This is a genomic window from Pseudarthrobacter sp. MDT1-56, from assembly GCF_059383555.1.
In genome coordinates this window covers 34,500-56,599 of the sequence record NZ_JBWZCK010000012.1, presented here as the reverse complement: position 1 = coordinate 56,599, position 22,100 = coordinate 34,500, and the positions used below count along the sequence as shown (strand labels likewise).

The following is a 22,100-nucleotide window of genomic DNA, read 5'->3' as shown; positions in this document are numbered from 1 at the left end:
ATTCCTTTCGGATTCCCTCAGGGAGTGGGACTTTTTCATGTGAGAGGCACATCCTGCGTCGATGAACGCGTTCTATTTGGTCCCGGCCGCCGCCCTAACTGGCAGCTGGCCGGTTGATCACCTGACTTTTCTTCGGCGAACCCCTGGGCCAACCGGCACCGGGGGCCGATATCCGCATGGATACCGCCTGAAAGACCTTTGAAACATATGACTACTTTCGCTGCCCTCGGCACGCCCAAGGCCCTCGCCGACACCCTCACCGCCCAGGGGATCGTTGAACCGTTCCCCATCCAGGTCAAGACCCTGCCGGACACCCTGGCCGGACGCGACGTCCTGGGCCGCGGCCGCACCGGCTCCGGCAAGACCATTGCCTTCGCCATCCCGCTTGTAGCACGACTCGCTGAGCGGGAAGCCAAGCACTTCCGCAAGCCCGGCCGCCCGATGGGCCTGGTCCTCGCCCCGACCCGCGAGCTGGCCACCCAGCTCAACGCCACCATCGAGCCGATGGCCAAGGCCATGGGCCTGAACACCACGGTGATCTACGGCGGCATCTCCCAGGCCCGCCAGGAAAAGGCGCTGCGCGCCGGCGTCGACATCGTCATCGCCTGCCCGGGCCGCCTGGAGGACCTCATCCGCCAGCGCGTCCTGACCCTCGAAGGTGTCGAGATCACCGTCCTGGACGAGGCCGACCACATGGCCGACCTCGGTTTCCTCCCGGTGGTCAAGAAGCTCATGGACATGACCCCCAGCCAGGGCCAGCGCATGCTGTTCTCCGCCACCCTGGACAACGGTGTGGACAAGATCGTCCAGCGCTACCTGTCCAACCCGCTGACCCACGCCGTGGACGAATCACAGGCCGCGGTGACCACCATGGAACACCACGTGCTCGTCGTCAACGACCAGACCGTCAAGAAGCAGCTGATCGTCGAACTCGCCTCGGGTGCCGGCCGCCGGGTGCTCTTCCTTCGCACCAAGCACCACGCCCGCAAGCTCGCGAAGACCCTGACCGACGCCGGCATCCCCGCCGTCGACCTGCACGGCAACCTTTCGCAGAACGCCCGTGACCGCAACCTGGCCGAGTTCTCCTCCGGTGAGGTCCGCGTCCTGGTCGCCACCGACGTCGCCGCCCGCGGTGTCCACGTCGACGACGTCGAGCTGGTCATCCACGTGGATCCGCCCACGGAGCACAAGGCTTACCTGCACCGCTCGGGCCGTACCGCCCGCGCCGGTTCCGACGGCACCGTGGTCACGCTGACCCTGCCCGAGCAGCAGTCCGACGTCAAGAAGCTCATGAAGGCTGCCGGCGTCGAGGTCAACTTCGAACGCGTCACCGCCAACTCCCCGCTGGTTGCTGAACTGGTCGGCGAAATGGCCGACAAGATCGATCCGCGCACCCGCGCCGCACTGCTGGCCGCCAAGTCCAACCAGGGCGGCGGCAGCTCCACCGGTGCCAACGCCGAGCGCAAGCGCGCCCGCCGTACCACCCAGGCTGCACCCACTGCGGGTGGCCGGGGCGGCCGTGGCGGACGCGGACGCGTCGGAGCCGAGGCTCCCCGCACCGATCTTCCCCGCGCCGAGCGCCGTGCCGTGGCCTACGAAGGCCAGGCCGCCGCGCGCAACGCCGCAGAGCGTGTCATCGAGCGCAATGAGGACCGGTTGGATGCCGAGCGCGCTGAGCGCCGCAGCGTCCGCAGCCGCTCCACCTCATATGGCACTCACCGCAACGATGTTCCGGCCGCAGGCGGCCGCGCCTCGGCAGGCCGCGGTTCTGACGGCCGCGCCGCAGAGGGACGCAGCGACGCCCGGGGCGCTTCGGCTCCCCGCAGCGGCGCACCCCGCAGCGGCGCACCGCGTGGCGGGGCCCCCCGCACGGGCGGCGCCACCGGCGGCCAGCGCGGCGGACGCCCGGCAACCGGCCAGCGTGCAGCTGCCGGCGCCAAGCCCGCTGGAAGCAAGACCGGAGCCAGCGCCGGTGGCAATGCGGCAGTTTGGTCCTCCAACACCGGCGGAACCTCGGGCGGATCCTACGCAGGCGGCGGCAACGGCCGCTCCGGCGAAGGCCGTCCGGCACGCAGCGGCGGCCCCCGCCGCGCGACCGCTCCGGCGTCGAACGAACGCCGCAGCCGCTAAGGTTTCGGTTTTCCGCTACACAAACGGACGGACGCTACGGGGATTCCCGCAGCGTCCGTCCGAAAGCGCAGCGCAAGTCTGAAAGCGCAGCAAAAAGCTACCAGCCGCGGGCGCGCCACTCCTCCAGGTGCGGGCGTTCCGCACCCAGGGTGGTGGGCTGCCCGTGGCCCGGATGCACCACGGTGTCATCCGGATAGGCCCCGAACAGCCGCTCGCTGACATCGCTGAGCAGCTGGGCGAACCGCTCCGGATCGTTCTGGGTGTTGCCCACGCCTCCCGGGAACAGGGAGTCGCCGGAGAAAATGTGCGCCGGGCCCTCCGGGTCCTGGTACACGAGCGCGACCGACCCCGGGGTGTGGCCGCGCAGGTGCACTGCCGTCACGTCGAAGCCGTCGAAGTTGCCGACGTCCCCGTGATCCAGCAGCACATCCACCGGCACCGGTAGCTCCGGGGCGTCATCCGTCCCGGCCGCTGTCTTCACCCCGGTGGCCGCCACCAGGGCCGGCAGCGCACGCACGTGGTCCCAGTGCTGGTGGGTGGTGGCAACCAGCGCCAGCTTCGGTGTCGCGGAGGTATCCGCGGCGGCGGCGGCAAGCAGCCCCTGGATGGCGGCCAGATCATCGGCCGCATCGATCAGGAGCTGCGCACCGGAGGCTTTGCTGGTGAGCAGATACACGTTGTTGTCCATCTCGCTGACCGAAATGCGGCGGATGGTGATGTCACGTAATGAGTGAATAAGCGAGTCCATGGGCTTCAGTCTACGAAAGACGCTATTCACGGCCCTGGGACACCCACTGGGGGTCCGCGGAACGGGAGCCGACGACGGCGTCCGCCGCGGCGTCGAGTTTCTCGAGTTGTGTTGCGCTGAAGTCGAGCGTCAAAGCGCCCAGGTTCTCGTCGATCCGGTCCGCCTTGCGGGTGCCGGGGATGGGCACGACGGGCAGGCCCAGCTTCCGGCCTTGCGCGAGCAGCCAGGCCAGCGCCACCTGGGCAGGCGTTGCAGCCTGCCCGGCGGCGGAAAGCTCGGCCGCGACGGACTGTACGGCCGCGACCACGCCCTGGTTGGCATCCAGCGCCGCCTCGGCGAAGCGCGGGATGTTGCGGCGGAAGTCGTTGCTGCCCAGCTTCGACGCGTCCACGGTGCCGGTGAGGAATCCCCGGCCCAGCGGCGAATAGGGCACAAACCCCACGCCGAGCTCGGCCGCGGCAGGAACAACGTTGCGTTCCACATCGCGGCTCCAGATCGACCACTCGCTCTGGACCGCGGCGATCGGGTGGACGCTGCAGGCTTCACGCAGCTCCTCGGCCGTCACCTCAGACAGGCCAAGATGCCGCACCTTGCCGGACTGCACCAGCCCCGCCATGGCCTCCACGGTTTCCACTATCGGAACGCGGAGGTCACGGCGGTGCATGTAGTACAGGTCGATGGTGTCGGTGCCCAGTCGTTGCAGGCTGCGGTCCACGGCCTGCCTCACATACGCGGCGTCACCCCGGATGTCCGAGTAGCCGGTGGACGGGGTGCCCACCAGGCCAAACTTGGTGGCCAACTGAACCTCGCCGCGGCGTTCCGCCAGGAGCCGGGCGATGAACTCCTCGTTGCTGCCCCCGCCGTAGATGTCGGCCGTGTCGAGGAAACTGACCCCGGCATCCACCGCATGGTGCAGGGTCCGCAGGGCTTCGGCAGGGTCCACTTCCCCGTACACCGGGGTCAGAGCCATGCCGCCGAACCCCAAGGGACTGACCATCAAACCGTCGCCGAGCCGGACTGTCGCTGCGTTCATCGGGACCTCTCTTCGCGCTCCGTGTAGTTCTGTCCCTGCCAAGAACCTCGGGGTGCGCGCGGCTATTCCGGCTCCGACGGCGGAATCTCCCCACCTTTGGCTGTCGCGCGGCCAGTACGACGGCGCGGGCGCCGGGACACGCCGTCGTACTGCCTTAATTGTGGGGAGTTTCCGCGGGGGAGGGCGGCTGTTGTGCCTCCGTCGCCGGTTTGGCCGGCAGCAGCTTCAGCCCGGCCGCGCAGCCCACAATCCCCGCGATGAACAACAATTTCAGCGGGCTGGCAGGTTCGACGCCGGTCGCCATCGCCCAGCCGACCGTCAGGGCCGCGCCGATCCCCACCCAGACGGCGTAGGCCGTGCCGAGCGGGATACTTTTCACGGCCAGGCCCAGCCCCGCCATGCTCAGTGCCGCGGTCAGCGCGAACACGAGGGTGGGCAGCGGCCGGGTGAAGCCGTCGGACATGCCCAGCGCCGTCGCCCAGACCGCCTCGAGCACGGCGGAGGCGAGCAGGACGACCCAGGCCAGGGTGGTGGCCGGTGAGTTGGTTGCCGGTTTCGGTGTGCGGTTCGCGGCCATGGTCACGCCACCAGCTTCAGGCCGGCCACACAGGCGACGATTCCGCCGAGCAGCAGGATCCGCGCCGCGGTCGCAGGCTCCACTTTGGTGATCATTGCGTAGGCGGAGGTCAGTACCACGCCGACGCCCACCCAGACGGCGTAGGCGGTTCCGGTCGGGATGGACTGCATGGCGATCGCGAGACCGCCGGTGCTGGCGAGCACGGAGACGAGGAAGACGGCGGCCGGTGCAATCCGGCGGCGGCCCGTGGTCTGCGCGGTCCGGTGCAGGGCCGCAGCCCAGACGGCTTCCAGTGACCCCGAAAGTATGAGAATTAACCACGACATGACAGCTCCTGTGGCCAGTCTTGTCGCGTGCCGGGTACTGAACCGTCGTCCGGAGACCCCTGAGACGAGGCCTTCTTTCCAGCCTAGCAACGCCCCCGCTGAGGGGCGAACCCGCCGCGGGGTAGGCGGCGCACCGCCCACCCCCATCGAGTGCTCCGAAACTGCCGTTTTGAGGGTTCATAACGGCAGTTCTGGAGCACTCGATGGTACGGCGCCGCCCGGGTGAAGGTGACGGAGGACTAATCCGCGACGCGGTCGATCGACACGACGGCCAGGAAGCCGCGGCCCAGGATCTCGGGGGTGCCGGTATCGGAACCGACGACGGCGTCATAGCGGGCAAGCGTCGTCGGCTCGGCGCCGGTCGTTCCGGGAGTGACCGCGGCCTGGCCCTGCAGCAGGATCCCCAGCTGGCCCTCGAAAACGGGATGCGCCCGCTTCTTGGAGAGTTCGATGATGGAGGTGTAGCCCTTGAACGCGCCGCGGCGGGTGATGACGTTCAGGTCGCGGATGTCGCCCGTAGGCAGCGCCCCGGCCGCAGCGGCGTCGCCGGAGAACCGGAACGGACGGTACTTCTCGAGCGGGTGCTCGGCGCCGTCGACGCTCAGCAGCAGCAGTTCGCCCTCCAGCACGGTGAGGACACGGTCCATGCCGGGGAACGCCGAGAAGTCGCCGGCCTTGGACGCGTCGGCGATGCTCACCCGCCAGTCCCAGCCCACGGCCGTCCCCGGGCCGTCGTTTGGGGAGGCAGCCGTGGGATGGCTGGCCAGTTCGCGGGTCACCCCGCCGCCGTTGCGCCAGGGGTGGGCTTTCAGCTCGGCATAGCGGATGATCTCCATCCCTCCACCCTATCCGCCGGGCCGGGGCGGATTCCGGTCGCCGCGGCGGGCGCCGGGAACCTCATCCGGCACTCGTCATCTGGGCACCTGGGGCGCCGGCCTGCCAAGGTCCTTGCTACCGTCGGAGGCAGAAACAAGGTAAACACCGAAGAAGGAGCGGAATGTTCGTCAAGGTATGCGGGCTCAGCACCCCCGAGTCGGTGCTGGCCGCGGCGGAAGCCGGGGCGGACGCTGTCGGCTTCGTCCTGACCCGCAGCCCCCGCGAAGTGACGCCGGCGCAGGCACGGGAACTCTTGGCCCATGTCCCGGCCAGGCTCCCCGCCGTCGGCGTCTTCCGGCACGAAGCCGCGGCGGACGCTGTCGCGCTGGCCCGCGCGGCCGGGCTGGACTGGGTCCAGCTGCACGGCGACCGCACCCCGGAAGACGTGCGCACCGTGCACGACGCCGGACTCAAGCTCATCCGGGCCGTCACCATGGCTGCCGCAGCTGAAGCGTTCGCGGACTGGGGCGAGGACCTGCTCCTGATCGACGCCGCTGTCCCCGGCTCCGGCGAGGCCTGGGACTACGCCTCGGTCCGCGCCAAAGGGCTGGCGGGGCGCCACTGGCTGCTGGCCGGCGGGCTCGATTCCGCCAACGTCGCCTGCGCCGCCTCGCAGGCAGGCGCCTGGGGCGTGGACGTCTCCTCCGGCGTCGAGTCCTCCCGCGGTGTGAAGGACCTGGCCAAAATCCGGGACTTCGTGGCGGCGGCAAAGTCGCTGGCCGCGAAACCCTGACCGGCGAAGCCTGAACCGCCCGCAGGAATGCCGCCGGACCCTCCCGTGTTGGCCCTGACATGAAGCGCATCGGATTCCTGTCCTTCGGGCATTGGGGGCCCGGCGAGGGTTCCCGCACCCGGACCGCCCGCGACGCCCTGCTCCAGGGCATCGAACTGGCCGTCGCCGCCGAGGAACTGGGCGTCGACGGCGCGTACTTCCGCGTGCACCACTTCGCCCGGCAGCAGGCGTCCCCGTTCCCGCTGCTGGCCGCCGTCGCGGCCAGGACCAGCCGGATCGAGATGGGCACCGGCGTGATCGACATGCGCTACGAAAACCCCCTGTACATGGCCGAGGAGGCCGCCGCGACAGACCTGATCAGCGGCGGGCGGCTGCAGCTCGGGATCAGCCGCGGTTCACCCGAACCCGCCCGCGACGGCGCCGCCGCCTTCGGCCACGTGCCAGCGGACGGAGAGACCGCCGCGGACATGGCCCGGCGGCACACCGCGGTCTTCCGCCGCGCCATCTCGGGCGCCGGGATGGCGGAGGCGGAGCCCCGGTACGCCGGCGGCGGATCCGGGCTGCTGCCCGTGCAACCTCATTCACCGGACCTCGGCGAGCGGATCTGGTGGGGCGCCGGCTCGCGAGCAACCGCCGTGTGGACCGCGGAACAAGGCATGAACCTGATGAGCTCCACGCTGCTCACCGAGGACACCGGGGTGCCCTTCGACCAGCTTCAGGCCGAACAGATCAGCATGTTCCGGCAGGCCTGGACCGACGCCGGCCATCAACACAAGCCCCGCGTCTCGGTGAGCCGCAGCGTCCTGCCGATCGTCGACGAGGAGGACCGCCGGTTCTTCGGTCTCAGCGCCCTGCGGGAAAAACGCGACCAGGTCGGGAAGATCGACGGACTCGTGGCCCGCTTCGGCCGGAGCTACGTCGGCGCCCCCGATGCCATAGCCGAGGAACTGGCCGCCGACGCCGCCGTGCGGGACGCAGACACCCTGCTGCTCACCGTCCCCAACCAGCTCGGCGTGGACTTCAACGCCAAGCTTCTGGGCACCGTGGTCCGGCACATCGCCCCGGCGATTGGCTGGGCGCCCAAGCCGCGGCTGTAGCGGCCGCTCGGCTTCCGCGGAAGGCTAGCCGGGCCGCGGCGCCGTGGCTAGCATGGCTCTTTGGGGGAGTACCCCGATGACCCGGCGGGCCCGCCCGCCACCTGCGAAGGAGACCGTTGTGACCCTGCCCGAAGGTTTGACCCCCGGCGTCTGGACGCTGGACATGTCCCACAGCGAAGTCGGCTTCAGCGTCCGCCACGCCGGCATCAGCAAGGTCCGCGGCCGCTTCAACGAGGCCACGGCGGAGGCCCGGGTCGGCGACTCCCTCGCCGACTCCAGCCTGCATGCCAGCATCAAGACCGCCAGCTTCGACTCCGGCGACGCCAACCGGGACGCCCACGTCCGCGGCGCTGACTTCTTCGACGTCGAAAAGTACCCGGAGATGACCTTCCGCGCCACGGGGATCAGGGGCGACGGCGAGGACTATGTGCTGACCGGCAACCTCACCATCCGCGACGTCACCAAGCCGGTGGACCTGGAGGTTGAGTTCACCGGGATCGCGGTGGATCCGTTCGGCGCGACCCGTGCCGGGTTCAGCGCGGAGGCGGACATCAGCCGCAAGGAATTCGGCCTGACCTGGAACGCCGCGCTCGAGGCCGGCGGGCTGCTGGTCAGCGACAAGGTCAAGATCAGTGTCGAATCGGCCATGGTGAAGCAGGAGCAGCCAGCAGGGCAGTAAAACGTCTAGAACAGCAGCAGGACGAAGCCGCCGACCGTGGAAAGGATCCCCACGCCGGTGAGGATCCAGCCCAGGACCCAGGCCGCATTTTCCTGCTTTGGTGGGGTGAGCCCCCAGCGGGACGGATGGCAGACGTCATAGTAGAGGTCGACGTCGGACCCGACCACCAGGCCGTGCGACTCGGCCGCCGGCAGCAGCGACCGGTGGTCGGCGTCGAAGTGGTCCGTCCAGCTGTAACCTGTGAACCCGCCGGCGCTGATCACCTTGCCGGTGGTCCCGGCCCACTGGCAGTGGCGCCGTCGGGAAATCCAGCCCCACACCAGCAGCGGCAGGCCCAGGACGAAACCCACCCACGTCATGACTTCGAGAATGGGGCCCAGAAGGTCCCCGATGTTTGTCATCTGCGCACGTCTTGGGCGGGCGGCGTCAGCGCGTGATGCGCGAGCGGCGCAGGAAGAACAGGATGCCGGCGCCCACCAGGACCAGGAGGCCCACGTAGAGCAGGAACTGCACGGCCTCCACCACCACGCCAATGACCAGCAGGACGAGGGCAACGATCAGGGCAATCTTCAGGAGTGCAGGCATGCTCCCAGTATTGTGCCCTTTCGTGCGTTCGCAAAGCTGCCCGTCCGCCGTCCGCGTCACGGGACACATTTCAGAAAATGTTCAGGGTGAACCCCTAGGCCGGATCGGCCTCCGGCAGGGGAGAATGGAGCCATGAAGACACTGCTCAACATCATCTGGCTGCTCTTTGGCGGACTCTGGCTCGCGCTCGGCTACTTCGTGGCCGGGGTCATCTGCTGTCTGCTGATCGTGACCATCCCGTGGGGGCTCGCGTCGTTCCGGATCGCAAACTACGCCCTCTGGCCGTTCGGCCGCACAGTGGTGGACCGCCCGGGTGGCACCGGGGTGTTCTCCCTGCTCGGGAATGTCATCTGGCTGCTCGTTGCCGGCATCTGGATCGCGATCGGCCACATCGTCACCGCCTTCGCCATGGCCATCACCATCATCGGCATCCCGCTGGCCATCGCCAACCTCAAGCTCATCCCGGTCTCGCTTATGCCGCTCGGCAAGCAGATCGTCCCGAGTGACAGGCCCTTTGTGACGGCCTACAGCAAGGCCTACCGCTAACCGTTGTAGAGGAGAAGTCCCGCAATGTCCGAGCACGTCACAGCTGTTCCCTCCCCGTCCGGCCAGGGAGAACCGCCTGCTCCGGCCGAAGACCTCATGCTGGTCATTACCCGCGAGTTCCAGGCACCCATCGCCCGTCTGTGGTCCGCGCTGACGGATCCGGACCAGGCGCCGGACTGGTGGGGGCCGCGCAGTTTCCACGTTCCCCGCGAGAGCATCGATGCGGATCTGGAGATCGGCGGCCTCTACCGGGCCTGCATGGTCCGGGACAGCACGGGGGAAGAGCACTGGTGGAGCGGCGTCCACACGGACGTCGAACCGCCCAATCTCTTCATCTTCACCCTCGCCTGGGACAAATCCGACGGCACCCGCGGCTTCGAAACCGAGGTGACCTTCCAGCTGGAGGAGATCGACGGCGGCACCCGGATGACCTTCTTCCAGGGCCCCTTCGACACGATCGACAACCGCGACAGCAACGGCGTCGGCTGGCGCGAGTCCTTCGACCGCCTCGCCGAACACCTCCGCCGCAGCACCTGACTACCCGAGCTCGGCCCGCAGGTTCCGCCGCGCCGCGTCCAGCCATAGTTGCCGGCCCCGCGGGGTGTGGAAGAGCGGATCCAGCTGCAGGAGCTGGCGGACGACGGCGGCGCGGCCGGCGGCGAAGTCGTCGTCGCCGATGTGCGCGAAGTCCTGCCGGACGGCGGCCAGGTACCGGCCGTAGGCTGCCGGTTCGCCGCCGAGCACGGAGAGGTCGGCGTCGCTGAGCAGGGCGGCGGCCTCGTCGCCGGCCGCCGGTTGGTGGTCGGCCGTCATCCGCACCAGGCGGGCCACCTCGTCCACCTCGTCCACCTCGGCCGCGGGAAGGCCGGCGTCGGCCAGCCGGTCCTCGGCGAGCCGGGCCGACTCCTCCTCGTCCTGGCCCGCGATGCCGCGGTAGACGGCGTCGTGGAACCAGGCGGCGAGCAGCACGGTGCGGGGAGGGTCAGCAGGCTCGGTCAGGAGGTCCAGGGCCTCCAGGACGGCCAGCAGGTGGGTCCGGCCGTGGTACTTCCGGCGCTCCTCGCCCCAGCGGTCCAGCAGGTCCAGGAAGAGCGCGTCGTGGCCGGGCAACACGGCGTTCCAGCGCGTCAGCAGGGGGAGCTTGAGTGAGCTGCTGCGCCGCCGGGCCGGGATCCGCAGGCCGCTGGCGATCAATTTGCGGACCAGGACCCGCCCCTCGACCGGGACGGCCCCGGCTGCCACGAGGGCGCTGTACCGGGCTTCGGCGACGTCGTAATGGTCGCCGTCGAACGCCCTGTCCGGAATGCCGGCCGCCGCCGCGAAGGCGTGCAGTTCCTCCAGCGAGGTGTCCGAGATCAGGTGCGAGAAGTGCGTTCCGTGCGCCGGCCAGAGCGGAGGGTCCAGGTAAATGGCCATGGGGGAAGTCTAATCCGGCCGCGGATCAGCCCTGGCTGGCGTCAGCAGCAGCGGTGTCGGACTGCTGCTCCTCCTGCGTCCGCGCATGCAGCGGCTTGGAGCGCACGCCCTCGCCTTTTTCGTTCAGCCGGGTCTCATGCTCGGCTTCCGCGATGTCCTCCGGTGAGATGGTCTCCTTGGCGTTCCAGGCCTTGATCGCTGCCCAGCCCACCGCCACGAGGGGCACGGCCAGGATCGCGCCGACGATGCCGGCGAGGATGGTGCCGGCCGTGAGAGCGAGCAGGATAACGAGGGCGTGGACGTTGAGCGCCTGGCCCATCACCACGGGCTGCAGGAAGTTGCCCTCCAGCTGGTTGACGACGATCACAACAATGATGACGACCAGGGCAGCGAGCGGGCCGTTGGCGACCAGCGCGACGAGCGCCGCGAGGACACCGGCCAGGGTGGCGCCGATCAGCGGGATGAAGGCTCCGATGAAGGTCAGCGCGGCGAGCGGCAGCGCGAGCGGCACCCCCATGATCACCAGCGCCAGGCCAATGAAGAAGGCGTCCACGAAGGCCACGATGGAAGTTCCGCGCACGTAGCCGCCGAGCACGTTGAGGCTTCTTTCCCCGGCACGGCGTGCCTTGACCAGTTTTTCGCCCTTGAACGCCCGCAGCACAAAGGCCCAGATGCTTTCGCCGTCCTTCAGGAAAAAGAACAGGATCACCGCCATGAGCAGGGCGCCGGTGATGAAGTTGCCGGCCGCGCTGAGTCCGGAGATGGCGCCCGCGCCGACGGTGCTGCTGGTGGCGAAGTCGATGGCGGCCTCGCGCGCCTGCTGGATCTGCTGGTCATCGATGGGGATGGGGCCGGTGCGGATGAAGTCGTAGACCCGGTCGAAGCCTTGCGTGGCCTTGTCGGCCAGTTCGTCCGCCTGGTTCATGACGGCGAAGACGATGCCGGTGATGACGGCACTGAACGCGAGCAGGAGCGCCACGAACGAGAATGTCGTGGCGGCGGTGCTTGGCCAGCCGCGGCGGCGCAGCCAGTGGACCAGGGGTGCGATCGCGGCGGCGAGGATCAGGGCCAGCAGCGCCGGAATGACCACGAGCCGCACCTGGATCAGGCCGTACACCACCACTACGGTCAGGACCAGCAGCAGGAGGACCTGCGCGGTCCTGATGCTGGCGCGGCCCAGGCTGTCGCTCCAGGGAGTTGTCTTGTCCGGACTGCCCATGCTGCTTTGTCTCCCACTATCGGATGGTCATGTTACTTACTAACCGTCTCACAGCCGGAGGCCCCAGCCCGGTGGGACTGGCCCGTTTGTCAGGAAGTGGCGGGCCGGATGTTCTGGTTGCCGCGGAAAGTATTCTCCGGGTCGAACTCCCGTTTCACCCGGGCCAGCCGGTTGTAGTTCTCCTCGCCGAAGGCGGCCCGGACCCGTTCCTCGCCCTCGTCGCCGATGAAGTTCAGCCACACGCCCCCGGTCGCGTAGGGCGCGATGTCCTGGCGGAACCTCTTGACCAACGTCCGGGACTCGTCATAGCCCGGGTCCTCTGGTTTGATCCACTTCACGGCGGTGCTCCTAGGCGACCGCGGCTCCACCCCTCGCAGGAACTTTAAGTCCGGCGGCGGCGCAGGGGCTAGAGGACGCTGCTTACGGGAGGACCAGAGACGCCATCTCGCAGTTTCTGGTTTGCGGGCAATTAATATCCTCCACTCCGCAAATGCGGGCTAGAGTGTCCCTATGCCTAATATTCGCGTGTCCGAGGCGGCCCGGCTGCTGGGTGTCAGCGATGACACCATCCGGCGCTGGACCGAGAATGGGAGCCTGACCCCGCTCAAGGACGACGCCGGCCGGCTCGCCGTTGACGGGCTGGAACTGGCGCGGCTGGCCCGGGAGCAGGCCCAGCTTCCGGACGACCCGGCCAAGGCGGGCAGCTCGGCCCGCAACCGCTTCGTCGGCCTCGTCACGGCCATCACCGCCGACACCGTCATGGCCCAGGTGGAACTGCAGTGCGGGCCGTTCCGGGTGGTGTCCCTGATGAGCAGCGAAGCCGTGCGGGAGCTCGGCCTGGAGCTCGGCTCGGTCGCGACCGCCGTCGTCAAGGCCACCACGGTGATCATCGAAACGCCCAAAGGCAAGGGCGCCGTATGAGGACCGCCATCCGGTCCGCCGCCGTGCTGGTGGCAGGAGCCGTTGCAGCCGGACTGGCGGGCTGCGCCGCACCGGCCGGGGGTGCCGGCACGACAGTCACCGTCTTCGCCGCGGCTTCGCTCAAGGCCCCCTTCACGGCGCTCGCCGAGCAGTTCGAGGCCGCAAACCCCGGAACCACCGTGACCCTCAGCTTTGCAGGGTCCTCCGACCTCGCCACCCAGATCAGCCAGGGCGCCCCGGCGGATGTCTTCGCCTCCGCCGACGCCAACACCATGGCAAGACTCAGCGGCGCGGGACTGGTGGAAGGGACTCCCCGGCACTTCGCGAGCAATGTCCTGACCATCGCCGTGCCGCCGGGGAACCCCGCGTCCATCGGGTCCTTCGCGGATCTCGCCAGGCCCGGCGTCAAAACCGTCATCTGCGCGCCGCAGGTCCCGTGCGGCGCGGCCGCGAAGACTCTCGAGCAGGAAACCGGCATCGCGCTGACGCCGGTCAGCGAGGAATCGTCCGTGACCGATGTCCTGGGCAAAGTCAGCTCAGGAGAGGCCGACGCCGGGCTGGTCTATGTCACGGACGTTTTGGCCGCCCAGGACAAGGTGCGGGAGATCCCCTTCCCCGAGTCGGCGCAGGCCGTGAACACCTATCCGATCGCCGCGGTGCGGACCAGCAGGCACAAGGACCTCGCGGCCACTTTCATCGAGTCGGTCTTGGGCACGGACGGCCAGCAGCTCCTCCGCGGCGCCGGCTTCGGAACCCCCTAGGCCCACATGAAACGCCGGAGAGACAGCACCTATAGCGGGATTCCACGCTGGGTTATGGCCAGTGCCGCCGTCGGGGCGCTGCTGGTGCTGCTGCCGCTCGCGGCCATGCTGGGCCGGGTCAACTGGCCGCAGTTCATCCCGCTCATCACCTCGGAATCCTCGCTCACCGCGTTGGGGCTCAGCCTCCGCACGGCCGCCGCGAGCACGGTGCTGTGCGTGCTGTTCGGGGTCCCGCTGGCGCTCGTGCTGGCCCGCGGCGACTTCCCGGGCCAGCGGCTGCTCCGTTCCTTCGTCCTGCTCCCGCTCGTGCTGCCCCCGGTGGTGGGCGGCATCGCGCTGCTCTATGCGTTCGGACGCCAGGGCCCCCTGGGGCAGAGCCTCGAAATCGCCGGCATCCAGATCGCGTTCACCACGACGGCGGTGGTGCTCGCCCAGACCTTCGTGGCCCTGCCGTTCCTCGTGGTGAGCCTCGAAGGCGCCCTCCGTTCGGCCGGCAGCCGGTACGAGGCCGTAGCCGCCACCCTCGGTGCGCGGCCCACCACCGTGCTGCGCCGGGTCACCCTGCCGCTGGTCCTGCCTGGCCTCGCGTCCGGGGCCGTACTCTCTTTCGCCAGGAGCCTGGGCGAATTCGGCGCCACGCTCACTTTCGCCGGAAGCCTGCAGGGTGTCACCCGCACGCTGCCGCTGGAAATCTACCTGCAGCGGGAGACCGACGCCGACGCCGCCGTCGCGCTGTCGCTGCTGCTGGTCGTGGTGGCGGTCGTCGTCGTCGGGCTCTCCTATCGGGGGCCGGCGCCCGCCGGGTCCCGCGGCAGTACGGCCCGCACCGGCGCCGCCGGGAGGGTGGCGTCGTGACGTTCACTTTCGACGCCGCCCTCGCCGCCCGCCGCTTTGAGGTGTCGCTGAGCCTGGCGCCGGGCGAGACCGTTGCCGTGCTCGGCCCGAACGGGGCAGGGAAATCGACCCTGCTCGCCGTGATCGCCGGGCTGCTCCGCCCGGACACCGGACGGTCCGCGGTGGACGGCCGGGTGCTGTTCGAGCTCGGCGCGGGCGCGCACACCTGGACCGCGCCGCACCGCCGCGGAACCGCCCTGCTGGCCCAGGATCCACTGCTGTTTCCGCACCTGAGCGCCCTCGAAAACGTCGCCTTCGGGCCGCGGAGCGCCGGGGTTGCCAAGCGGGAAGCCCGGGAGGCCGCCCGGCACTGGCTGGCCGAGGTCGACGCCGCCGACCTCGCCGGCCGCAGGCCCGGGGAGCTGTCCGGCGGGCAGGCCCAGCGCGTGGCGGCGGCCCGTGCCCTCGCCGTGAATCCGGATGTCTTGCTGCTTGATGAGCCACTCTCCGCCCTGGACATCCATGCGGCTCCGCTGCTGCGGCGCCTGCTCAAGCGGGTGCTCGCCGGGCGGCGCGCCATCATCGTCACCCACGACGTCCTGGACGCCTACATGCTCGCGGACCGGGTGATCGTGATGGAGGAGGGCCGGATCACCGAGGACGGGCCCACCCGTGAGGTCCTCCGGCGGCCGCGCAGCCGCTTCGCCGCGGGGCTGGCCGGGCTGAACCTGGTGGCCGGGGCCGTGACGTCCGCGGGGATCCGGTCCGCCGAGGGCCTGGAGTTCGCGGGTCAGCATGATGCGCCGCTCGTACCCGGGCAGGCCGGGGTGGCGGCGTTCCCGCCGTCGGCCGTGTCGGTGTTCCTGAGCGAGGCGCACGGCAGCCCGCGGAACTCGTTCCGCGTCACGGTCACGGACCTGGAGCCGCACGGAGACCAGATCCGGGTCCGCGCCGGCGAGCTGTCCGCAGACGTGACCCCGGCAGCGTCCGCGGACCTGGGCCTGGCCCCCAATGTTGAGGTCTATTTCGTGGTCAAGGCGGCGGCGGTGTCGATCTACCCGGCGTGAGGGCGCAAGTGGTTGTCTGCGGCGGGAAGCGGCCGGCTGTGGCTGGCTAGCCGCGGTCCTGGCGGACGGGGTGCTGGCTGACGATTGATACCCGGTTGAAGGCGTTCATGGTGATCACCAGCCAGCTGATGGCGGAGAACTCCCCATCGGTGAGGTGTTTCCGGGCGGCAGCGCCCTCGTGCTCACGGGCTCCGGCGTCCGAGATGTTGGTGATGGCCTCGGCCAGGGTCAGCGCGGCACGTTCCTTCTCGGTGAAGAGGTCCGTGTCCCGCCAGGCCGGGAGGACGGCAAGACGCTGGACGGATTCGCCGTTTTTCACGGCGTCGCCCACGTGCAGGTCGAGGCAAAACGCGCAGCCGTTGATCTGCGAGATACGGACGTTCAACAGCTCGATCAACGTCCGGTCCAGACCGGCTTCATCCGCGGCCTCCTTGGCTTTCAGGCCCAGTCCGTTGAGGGCCCGCCAGGCGGCAGGGTGCTCCTTGTCCAGAAAGACGGATCGGGTGGTGTGGTGCTTCGTTGCCGGTGTCTCATCCATGGACAAAGACTACCTACGGGAAACCTCAGAAATAGACGTGACAGATTTGTCATATGTGTGACAAGATACCTGAACAACAGAATCCCACGCAGGAGCGGTTCCCTCGACCCGTTCCGGGGAGCTGGTCCGCCGGCATCGGACCAGCCCCATCAATCGACGGTCGGCTCCTTGGGGGAGCCGACCGTCGAATGGGTTTAACGGGGCCTTCGGGGTTGGCGGCGGGCGGCAAGGGCCGGGCGGGTTGGGGCTGGCGCTGCGCGCGAGGGACATGCCCATTCCTGCGCTCCACCCTTGGGGACATGCCCACCCCTTCGCCCCATTCCTTGAGGACATGCCCATTCCCGGGCCCGAGGAATGGGCATATTGGGATTATGTCCAGCGGCCGGTCCGAGCAGAGGGCATGTCCATTCCTGCCGCCCCGCGCGAGGGGACATGTCCGCTCGAGAGCCGGGGGCCGCTCCTGCGAGCGGAGAGCATATCCATCCCTGCCGCCCTGCGCGAAGGGGGTGCGTCCATTCCTACGCTCCGATCCCTGGGGACATGCCCATTCCCGGGCCCGGCTGATGGGCATATTGGGATTATGTCCAGCGGCCGACCCGAGCGGAGGGCATGTCGTCGGCGGGGTGGTGCGGACGCCCGGGGGACTCCGGCCCTAGACAGCAGTTTCGCCGTCGGCAAACATGGAGCCAAAGGGACCCCATGCAAAGTTGAGCGGAGTAGACTCAACTTTAATATCAGCATGTTCCCGGAAGGAGCTCTCTTTGGACGCCAAATTCACCACCAAGAGCCAGGAGGCTCTTGCGGCAGCCGCCATGAACGCCTCGACGGCGGGCAACCCCCAGCTCGAACCCGCCCACCTGCTCAAGGCGCTAATGGACCAGCGCGAGGGGGTGGCCGTGGCGCTCCTCCGTGCCACCGGCACGGACCCGGATTCCGTCAGCGTCCAGGCCAGCTCCGCGATCAAGGCCCTTCCGTCGACCTCCGGCAGTTCGGTGCAGCAGCCGCAGCTGTCCCGCACCGCCCTGCAGGCGATCAAGAACGCCCAGAACGAGGCCGAGCGGCTCGGCGACACGTTCGTCTCCACCGAGCACCTGCTGCTGGGGCTCGCGTCCGGAAGTGACGCCGTCGGCAAGCTGATGCGCGACGCCGGCGCCTCCCACGAGGCCCTGCTCGCGGCCCTCCCGGGGGTCCGCGGCGACCGCAAGGTGGACACCGCCGATCCGGAGAACACCTTCCAGGCCCTGGAGAAGTACGGCACGGACCTCACCGCGATTGCCCGCTCCGGCAAGCTGGACCCGGTGATCGGCCGCGACGCCGAGATCCGCCGCATCATCCAGGTGCTGAGCCGCCGGACCAAGAACAACCCCGTCATCATCGGCGAACCCGGCGTCGGCAAGACCGCCGTCGTCGAAGGCCTCGCCCAGCGGATCGTCGCCGGCGACGTGCCCGAAAGCCTGCGCGGCAAGACCCTGATCGCCCTGGACCTCGCGTCCATGGTGGCCGGTGCCAAGTACCGCGGTGAATTCGAGGAGCGGCTCAAGGCCGTCCTGGAGGAAATCAAGGGCTCCGAGGGCCAGATCGTCACCTTCATCGACGAGATCCACACGGTGGTGGGGGCCGGCGCGTCCGGGGACAGCTCCATGGACGCCGGGAACATGCTCAAGCCCATGCTGGCCCGCGGCGAGCTGCGGCTGATCGGCGCCACCACGCTGGACGAGTACCGCGAAAACATCGAGAAGGACCCCGCGCTGGAACGCCGCTTCCAGCAGGTCTTCGTCGGGGAGCCGAGCGTGGAGGACACCATCGGCATCCTGCGCGGGCTCAAGGAGCGCTACGAGGCGCACCACAAGGTCGCCATCGCCGACTCCGCCCTCGTCGCCGCAGCCACGCTCTCCAACCGCTACATCTCCGGCCGCCAGCTCCCGGACAAGGCGATCGACCTGGTCGACGAGGCGGCGTCCCGGCTGCGGATGGAGATCGATTCCGCCCCGGAGGAGATCGACCAGCTGCGCCGTTCCGTGGACCGCCTGACCATGGAGGAACTGGCCCTGGCCAATGAGACCGATCCCGCATCGGTGGAGCGGCTGGCCGCCATCCGGGCGGACATGGCGGACAAGAAGGAAGAACTCTCCGCGCTCAACGCCCGCTGGGAAGCCGAGAAGGCCGGCCTGAACCGTGTCGGCGACCTCAAGGCCAGGATCGACGAACTGCGCTCCGCCGCGGAGAAATTCCAGCGCGAAGGCGACCTCGAGGCCGCCTCGCGGATCCTGTACGGCGAACTCCCCGCCCTGGAACGAGAGCTCAACGAAGCCGCCGAAGCGGAGTCGGCCCGGGTGGCCGGCGGTGGGGCCAAGCAGGAACTCATGGTGGCCGAGGAGGTCACCGCGGACGACATCGCCGAGGTCATTTCCGCGTGGACCGGCATCCCCGCCGGCCGCATGCTGCAGGGCGAGAGCCAGAAGCTGCTGGAGATGGAGCATGTGCTGGGCGAGCGGCTCATCGGCCAGAGCAAGGCCGTCACCGCGGTCTCCGACGCCGTCCGCCGGGCCCGGGCGGGAATCAGCGACCCCAACCGGCCCACCGGTTCCTTCCTGTTCCTGGGCCCAACGGGCGTTGGCAAGACCGAGCTGGCGAAGGCCCTGGCGGACTTCCTGTTCGACGACGAACGCGCCATGGTGCGGATCGACATGTCCGAATATTCGGAGAAGCACTCCGTGGCCCGGCTCGTCGGGGCGCCCCCCGGCTACGTGGGCTATGAGGAAGGCGGCCAGCTGACCGAAGCCGTCCGCCGCCGCCCGTACTCCGTGCTGCTGCTGGACGAGGTGGAGAAGGCCCACCCCGAGGTGTTCGACATCCTGCTGCAGGTGCTCGACGACGGCCGCCTCACCGACGGCCAGGGCCGCACCGTGGACTTCCGCAACGTGATCCTGGTGCTGACCTCGAACCTGGGCAGCCAGTTCCTGGTCGACCCGTCCCTGGATGCGAACGCCAAGCGCGGGGCCGTCATGGCCACCGTGCACGCCTCCTTCAAGCCCGAGTTCCTGAACCGGCTCGAGGAAGTGGTGCTGTTCGACCCGCTGAGCGTCGAGGAGCTGTCTCGGATCGTGGAGCTGCAGGTCAAGGAACTGGGCGAACGCCTCAAGGGACGCCGGCTCAATCTGGAAGTGACCGAGGGGGCCCGCGCCTGGCTCGCGGTGACCGGCTTCGACCCGGCCTACGGTGCCCGGCCGCTGCGGCGGCTGGTGCAGCGCGAAATCGGCGACCGGCTGGCCAAGTCCATTCTGGCCGGCGAAATCATGGACGGCGACACCGTGCTGGTGGACACCGCACCGGACCTGACGGAGCTGACCGTGGGCGGAGTCGAAGCGTCGCTCCGGCCCGACGGCGGCGCCTCCACCGGCAGCGGGCTCTCGGTCCGCCGCAAGGCATAACGCGGCACTCAAAAAGAACTTCCAGCCGGAGCGTGCTCCGGCTGGAAGTTCTTTTGGGCCAAGCCCCGTAAGGGACCGGTGGGACCCTTTAAGGAACCAGCGTTTCCATGATGACGTTGCCGCCATCCGCGGTCACGTAGCAGTCCACCCGGCGGTCGCCGTTGTCCCAGCTCGAGGAGCTCGGGTAGGCGTTGCGCTGCAGCAGGTTGTAGGTGGTGGCGGCAGCGGCCAACTGCGCACTGCGGCACGTCTCGCGGCCCTTGTCCTTCAGCGCGTTCAGGCCGGGATAGGCGTCCGACGCCTGATAGTGATGGATCCCGATCAGCTGGGCCGAGTGCCCCGTGGCGCAGTCCACCACGGTGGACTGCGGAGCCTCCGGATCGAAATCCTTGAAGCAGTCGCCGAGCTGGAAATCCAGCGGGCCGACCCCTTCCAGCGGCAGCGGTCCCCGGCTCGCGGGTGCGGCCGACGTCGCGGCGGCAGCGGGGGCAGGGGCGGCATCCGCGACAGGCTGCTTCGGGGCGCCGCCCAGCGAGGTCAGCCACCAGATCAGCAGACCCATGACAACGACGGCGGCCACGGCGCCACCCATCCGCGCGGCACTCTGGCGGCGTGCCCAGCCGCCCAGCTGGAACGCTTTGTCCGAAGCCACCTTCCCGGCCCCCGCCAGGGCAGCGGTGGCGGCACCGGCAGCACCTGCCGCGCCGGCTGCGCGCGCGGTCCCCGGGTTGCCCCCGGCGCGGCGCGAGCCGGGCTGCCCGGCGTCGGGCCTGGTGACCGGCGGCACTGACGGCCGGGCAGGCGTTGCGGGCGGGGCCGCCGGCGGCATGAGCGGTGTCGACGGCGGGGTCGCCGCCGGCACAATCGGCGTCGCGGACGTGGGCGGCGCCGACGGTTTCGGGGGAACGGAAGACGGTACGGGAGGCGCGGACCGCTCGCCGGGTCTGCCGGCCGGGGGAACCCCAGGCGTGCCGGCGTTGCCGGGCCTTTCGTTCTCTTCGGTCACTGAGAATTCACCACTTCCGTGCGTCTGGGCCGCGGCGGGACGCACGGCGGCGGGACCCGTTTCCGGAAGTCCACTACGGAACTCTATCTAAGATGCCGGGCGGCCTGCATGCCGCCGGGGCGCCGCCCGGAGCAACGGCGCGCCCGACACCGCCGGGAGTGGCCGTCCCGGGGAGCAGTTACCGCTGAAAGCATGTAATCTAGGTGTACGACAAATTGACCAAACATTCCGGGGCCTCACTAACGCCAATGGTGACCACCTCCGGTCCGAGTACAAAAGGGGGTCACGCCATGGGGCGCGGCCGTCAAAAGGCAAAAGCTACCAAGCAGGCTCGGGATATTAAGTACTATTCCCCGAACACCGACTACACAGCTCTTCAGCGTGAGCTCAAGAGCTCTGAAGTCCGGACACCGAGTCGTTTCTCGAGTGAGCCTGCTGAGCCGGATTATTCGGCCTATGTGGATAAGTACGCGGACGATGTGGAAGAGGACGACGACGAGGTAGATTCCCGTCGGATAGGTTAGTCGACACTTCTTTCCGGCATGCACTTCCGTTAGCGGATTGCCGACCACATGATTTCAGGCCCGCCGGCCACTCCCAGCAAGGGGGTGGACGGCGGGTTTTCTGCTGCCCGGAAGTTCAGGCGGGCAGGGCGGGTGGCCCGGCGGGCCGGGAGGGTGTGTTGCCGGGGTCCGCGGCCCGGGCTACCGTGGTCGTGCCGGGAAATCCCGCGCTCCTCTCCCGGAAGGACTGCCATGACCATTCGCACGGGCTTCACCGAGGGGGAAGTCTGCTGGACGGACCTCCAGACCAGCGACGTGGCGGCGGCCAAGGCTTTCTATGCTGCGGTCTTCGGCTGGCGCTTCGAGGACCTGCCCACCCCGGACGGGCGCAGCTACGCGCAGGGATTCCTGGGCGAGGACCTGGTTACCGTGATCGCGCCGCAGAATCCGTCGCAGCTGGCCGCCGGAGCGCCCGGTCAGTGGAACGTGTACTTCGCATCCTCCGACGCCCAGGAGCTCGCCGCCGGCCTGGTCCATGCCGGCGGAACCCTTGAGTTCGGCCCCGAGGAGGTGGGCGGCACCGGAGTGATGGTCTTCTTCGCCCCGCCCGGCGGCGGCACCACCGGTGCCTGGCAGGCCGGCAGCCACTTCGGCACCGTCCGGAGCGGCGAGCCCGGCGCCCTGGCCTGGGCCGAACTGCTGACGCCCGAGCCGCAGTCCGCCGTCGGATTCTTCCAGCAGCTGTTCGGCCAGGACGTGACGGAGTACCCGCAGGACGACGGCGGCAAGTACCGCACGCTCATGGTCAACGGCGCGGAGGTGGCCGGCATCGCCGCGGTCCCGGCGGACGCCGAGGGCACGCTCAAGCCCGGGTGGCAGGTGTACTTCGGGGTGACCAGCGTCGCGGGGGCAGTCGCGGCGGCTGTAGCTGCGGGCGGCACGGTCCTGATCGCCCCGGACGAGTCGGAGGAAGCCGGCACCATCGCCACGCTCGAGGACCCGCAGGGCGGAGTGTTCAGCGTCCTGGAGGTCTGACCCCGTTTAAACACATCGAGTGCTCCACAACTGCCGTTT

The 22,100-nt window shown here is 69.2% G+C and carries 25 protein-coding genes and 1 riboswitch; of the genes, 13 read left to right on the top strand and 12 right to left on the bottom strand.

Annotated features, from left to right (window positions below; all coding sequences use genetic code 11):
* The first annotated feature begins 207 nt into the window (after positions 1–207).
* On the top strand, positions 208–2,130 hold the full coding sequence (locus AC50YC_RS16460; RefSeq protein ID WP_494954374.1) for a DEAD/DEAH box helicase: 1,923 nt from the start codon (positions 208–210) through the stop codon (positions 2,128–2,130).
* 97 nt (positions 2,131–2,227) lie between these two features.
* Here AC50YC_RS16460 and AC50YC_RS16455 read toward each other — a convergent pair whose 3' ends face one another.
* From AC50YC_RS16455 to AC50YC_RS16435, 5 genes are all read right to left on the bottom strand, one after another.
* Positions 2,228–2,878 carry an MBL fold metallo-hydrolase gene (locus AC50YC_RS16455; RefSeq protein WP_494954373.1) on the bottom strand — a complete coding sequence of 217 codons (651 nt, stop codon included), beginning with the start codon at positions 2,876–2,878 and terminating at the stop codon, positions 2,228–2,230.
* A 22-nt stretch (positions 2,879–2,900) separates the two neighbouring features.
* Positions 2,901–3,911: an aldo/keto reductase gene (locus AC50YC_RS16450; RefSeq protein ID WP_494954372.1), complete on the bottom strand. Its 1,011-nt coding sequence runs from the start codon at positions 3,909–3,911 to the stop codon at positions 2,901–2,903.
* 154 nt (positions 3,912–4,065) lie between these two features.
* A complete protein-coding gene (locus tag AC50YC_RS16445; RefSeq protein WP_494954464.1) occupies positions 4,066–4,488 on the bottom strand; it encodes a DMT family transporter in 423 nt (140 codons plus the stop codon).
* 2 nt (positions 4,489–4,490) lie between these two features.
* Positions 4,491–4,814 (bottom strand): DMT family transporter, encoded by a 324-nt coding sequence (locus AC50YC_RS16440; protein ID WP_494954371.1) that lies wholly within the window; start codon positions 4,812–4,814, stop codon positions 4,491–4,493.
* Positions 4,815–4,823: 9 nt separating this feature from the next.
* Positions 4,824–4,890, bottom strand: a riboswitch (guanidine-III (ykkC-III) riboswitch).
* Positions 4,891–5,053: 163 nt separating this feature from the next.
* Positions 5,054–5,650 carry a HutD/Ves family protein gene (locus tag AC50YC_RS16435; protein WP_494954370.1) on the bottom strand — a complete coding sequence of 199 codons (597 nt, stop codon included), beginning with the start codon at positions 5,648–5,650 and terminating at the stop codon, positions 5,054–5,056.
* 161 nt (positions 5,651–5,811) lie between these two features.
* Here AC50YC_RS16435 and AC50YC_RS16430 point away from each other — a divergent pair, with 161 nt between their 5' ends.
* From AC50YC_RS16430 to AC50YC_RS16420, 3 genes are all read left to right on the top strand, one after another.
* A complete protein-coding gene (locus tag AC50YC_RS16430; protein WP_494954369.1) occupies positions 5,812–6,423 on the top strand; it encodes a phosphoribosylanthranilate isomerase in 612 nt (203 codons plus the stop codon).
* 59 nt (positions 6,424–6,482) lie between these two features.
* A complete protein-coding gene (locus AC50YC_RS16425) occupies positions 6,483–7,520 on the top strand; it encodes an LLM class flavin-dependent oxidoreductase (RefSeq protein ID WP_494954368.1) in 1,038 nt (345 codons plus the stop codon).
* 118 nt (positions 7,521–7,638) lie between these two features.
* A complete protein-coding gene (locus AC50YC_RS16420; protein ID WP_494954367.1) occupies positions 7,639–8,199 on the top strand; it encodes a YceI family protein in 561 nt (186 codons plus the stop codon).
* Positions 8,200–8,204: 5 nt separating this feature from the next.
* On the opposite strand, the gene AC50YC_RS16415 is transcribed toward AC50YC_RS16420, so the two are convergent.
* Together AC50YC_RS16415 and AC50YC_RS16410 are read right to left on the bottom strand one after the other, a co-directional pair.
* Positions 8,205–8,600, bottom strand: coding sequence for a hypothetical protein (locus AC50YC_RS16415; protein WP_494954366.1), 396 nt, complete (start codon positions 8,598–8,600; stop codon positions 8,205–8,207).
* Positions 8,601–8,625: 25 nt separating this feature from the next.
* Positions 8,626–8,784: an LPXTG cell wall anchor domain-containing protein gene (locus AC50YC_RS16410; protein ID WP_494954365.1), complete on the bottom strand. Its 159-nt coding sequence runs from the start codon at positions 8,782–8,784 to the stop codon at positions 8,626–8,628.
* Between the two features lie 132 nt (positions 8,785–8,916).
* Between AC50YC_RS16410 and AC50YC_RS16405 the strand changes: the two genes are divergently transcribed.
* Together AC50YC_RS16405 and AC50YC_RS16400 are read left to right on the top strand one after the other, a co-directional pair.
* The gene (locus AC50YC_RS16405; protein ID WP_494954364.1) at positions 8,917–9,330 is read left to right on the top strand and encodes a YccF domain-containing protein; all 414 of its coding nucleotides are present in this window, start codon (positions 8,917–8,919) and stop codon (positions 9,328–9,330) included.
* 24 nt (positions 9,331–9,354) lie between these two features.
* A complete protein-coding gene (locus AC50YC_RS16400; RefSeq protein WP_494954363.1) occupies positions 9,355–9,867 on the top strand; it encodes an SRPBCC family protein in 513 nt (170 codons plus the stop codon).
* On the opposite strand, the gene AC50YC_RS16395 is transcribed toward AC50YC_RS16400, so the two are convergent.
* The 3 genes from AC50YC_RS16395 to AC50YC_RS16385 all read right to left on the bottom strand — a co-directional run bounded on the left by AC50YC_RS16395 (position 9,868) and on the right by AC50YC_RS16385 (position 12,303).
* Positions 9,868–10,746, bottom strand: a complete 879-nt coding sequence (locus AC50YC_RS16395; RefSeq protein ID WP_494954362.1) for a DUF4031 domain-containing protein — start codon at positions 10,744–10,746, stop codon at positions 9,868–9,870.
* Positions 10,747–10,771: 25 nt separating this feature from the next.
* On the bottom strand, positions 10,772–11,965 hold the full coding sequence (locus tag AC50YC_RS16390; protein ID WP_494954361.1) for an AI-2E family transporter: 1,194 nt from the start codon (positions 11,963–11,965) through the stop codon (positions 10,772–10,774).
* An 89-nt stretch (positions 11,966–12,054) separates the two neighbouring features.
* On the bottom strand, positions 12,055–12,303 hold the full coding sequence (locus tag AC50YC_RS16385) for a BBE domain-containing protein (protein ID WP_494954360.1): 249 nt from the start codon (positions 12,301–12,303) through the stop codon (positions 12,055–12,057).
* A gap of 172 nt (positions 12,304–12,475) precedes the next feature.
* On the opposite strand from AC50YC_RS16385, the gene AC50YC_RS16380 reads away from it, so the two are divergent.
* From AC50YC_RS16380 to AC50YC_RS16365, 4 genes are read left to right on the top strand one after another with little or no spacing between them, the layout of a single operon-like run.
* A complete protein-coding gene (locus tag AC50YC_RS16380; RefSeq protein WP_494954359.1) occupies positions 12,476–12,886 on the top strand; it encodes a TOBE domain-containing protein in 411 nt (136 codons plus the stop codon).
* Positions 12,883–13,647 (top strand): molybdate ABC transporter substrate-binding protein, encoded by a 765-nt coding sequence (modA, locus tag AC50YC_RS16375; RefSeq protein ID WP_494954358.1) that lies wholly within the window; start codon positions 12,883–12,885, stop codon positions 13,645–13,647. Before AC50YC_RS16380 ends, modA begins: the two co-directional genes overlap by 4 nt.
* A 54-nt stretch (positions 13,648–13,701) precedes the next feature.
* A complete protein-coding gene (locus tag AC50YC_RS16370) occupies positions 13,702–14,502 on the top strand; it encodes an ABC transporter permease (protein WP_494954357.1) in 801 nt (266 codons plus the stop codon).
* Positions 14,499–15,548 (top strand): sulfate/molybdate ABC transporter ATP-binding protein, encoded by a 1,050-nt coding sequence (locus AC50YC_RS16365; protein WP_494954356.1) that lies wholly within the window; start codon positions 14,499–14,501, stop codon positions 15,546–15,548. Before AC50YC_RS16370 ends, AC50YC_RS16365 begins: the two co-directional genes overlap by 4 nt.
* Positions 15,549–15,594: 46 nt before the next feature.
* Here AC50YC_RS16365 and AC50YC_RS16360 read toward each other — a convergent pair whose 3' ends face one another.
* Positions 15,595–16,086 (bottom strand): carboxymuconolactone decarboxylase family protein, encoded by a 492-nt coding sequence (locus tag AC50YC_RS16360; protein WP_494954355.1) that lies wholly within the window; start codon positions 16,084–16,086, stop codon positions 15,595–15,597.
* A 761-nt stretch (positions 16,087–16,847) separates the two neighbouring features.
* Between AC50YC_RS16360 and clpB the strand changes: the two genes are divergently transcribed.
* A complete protein-coding gene (clpB, locus tag AC50YC_RS16355) occupies positions 16,848–19,517 on the top strand; it encodes an ATP-dependent chaperone ClpB (protein WP_494954354.1) in 2,670 nt (889 codons plus the stop codon).
* An 88-nt stretch (positions 19,518–19,605) separates the two neighbouring features.
* Here the strand turns inward: clpB and AC50YC_RS16350 are convergent, their stop codons facing one another.
* Positions 19,606–20,346, bottom strand: coding sequence for a septum formation family protein (locus tag AC50YC_RS16350; RefSeq protein WP_494954353.1), 741 nt, complete (start codon positions 20,344–20,346; stop codon positions 19,606–19,608).
* Between the two features lie 467 nt (positions 20,347–20,813).
* Between AC50YC_RS16350 and AC50YC_RS16345 the strand changes: the two genes are divergently transcribed.
* The gene (locus AC50YC_RS16345; protein WP_494954463.1) at positions 20,814–21,047 is read left to right on the top strand and encodes a DUF3073 domain-containing protein; all 234 of its coding nucleotides are present in this window, start codon (positions 20,814–20,816) and stop codon (positions 21,045–21,047) included.
* Positions 21,048–21,278: 231 nt separating this feature from the next.
* Positions 21,279–22,061 carry a VOC family protein gene (locus AC50YC_RS16340; protein ID WP_494954352.1) on the top strand — a complete coding sequence of 261 codons (783 nt, stop codon included), beginning with the start codon at positions 21,279–21,281 and terminating at the stop codon, positions 22,059–22,061.
* The last annotated feature ends 39 nt before the right edge of the window (positions 22,062–22,100 follow it).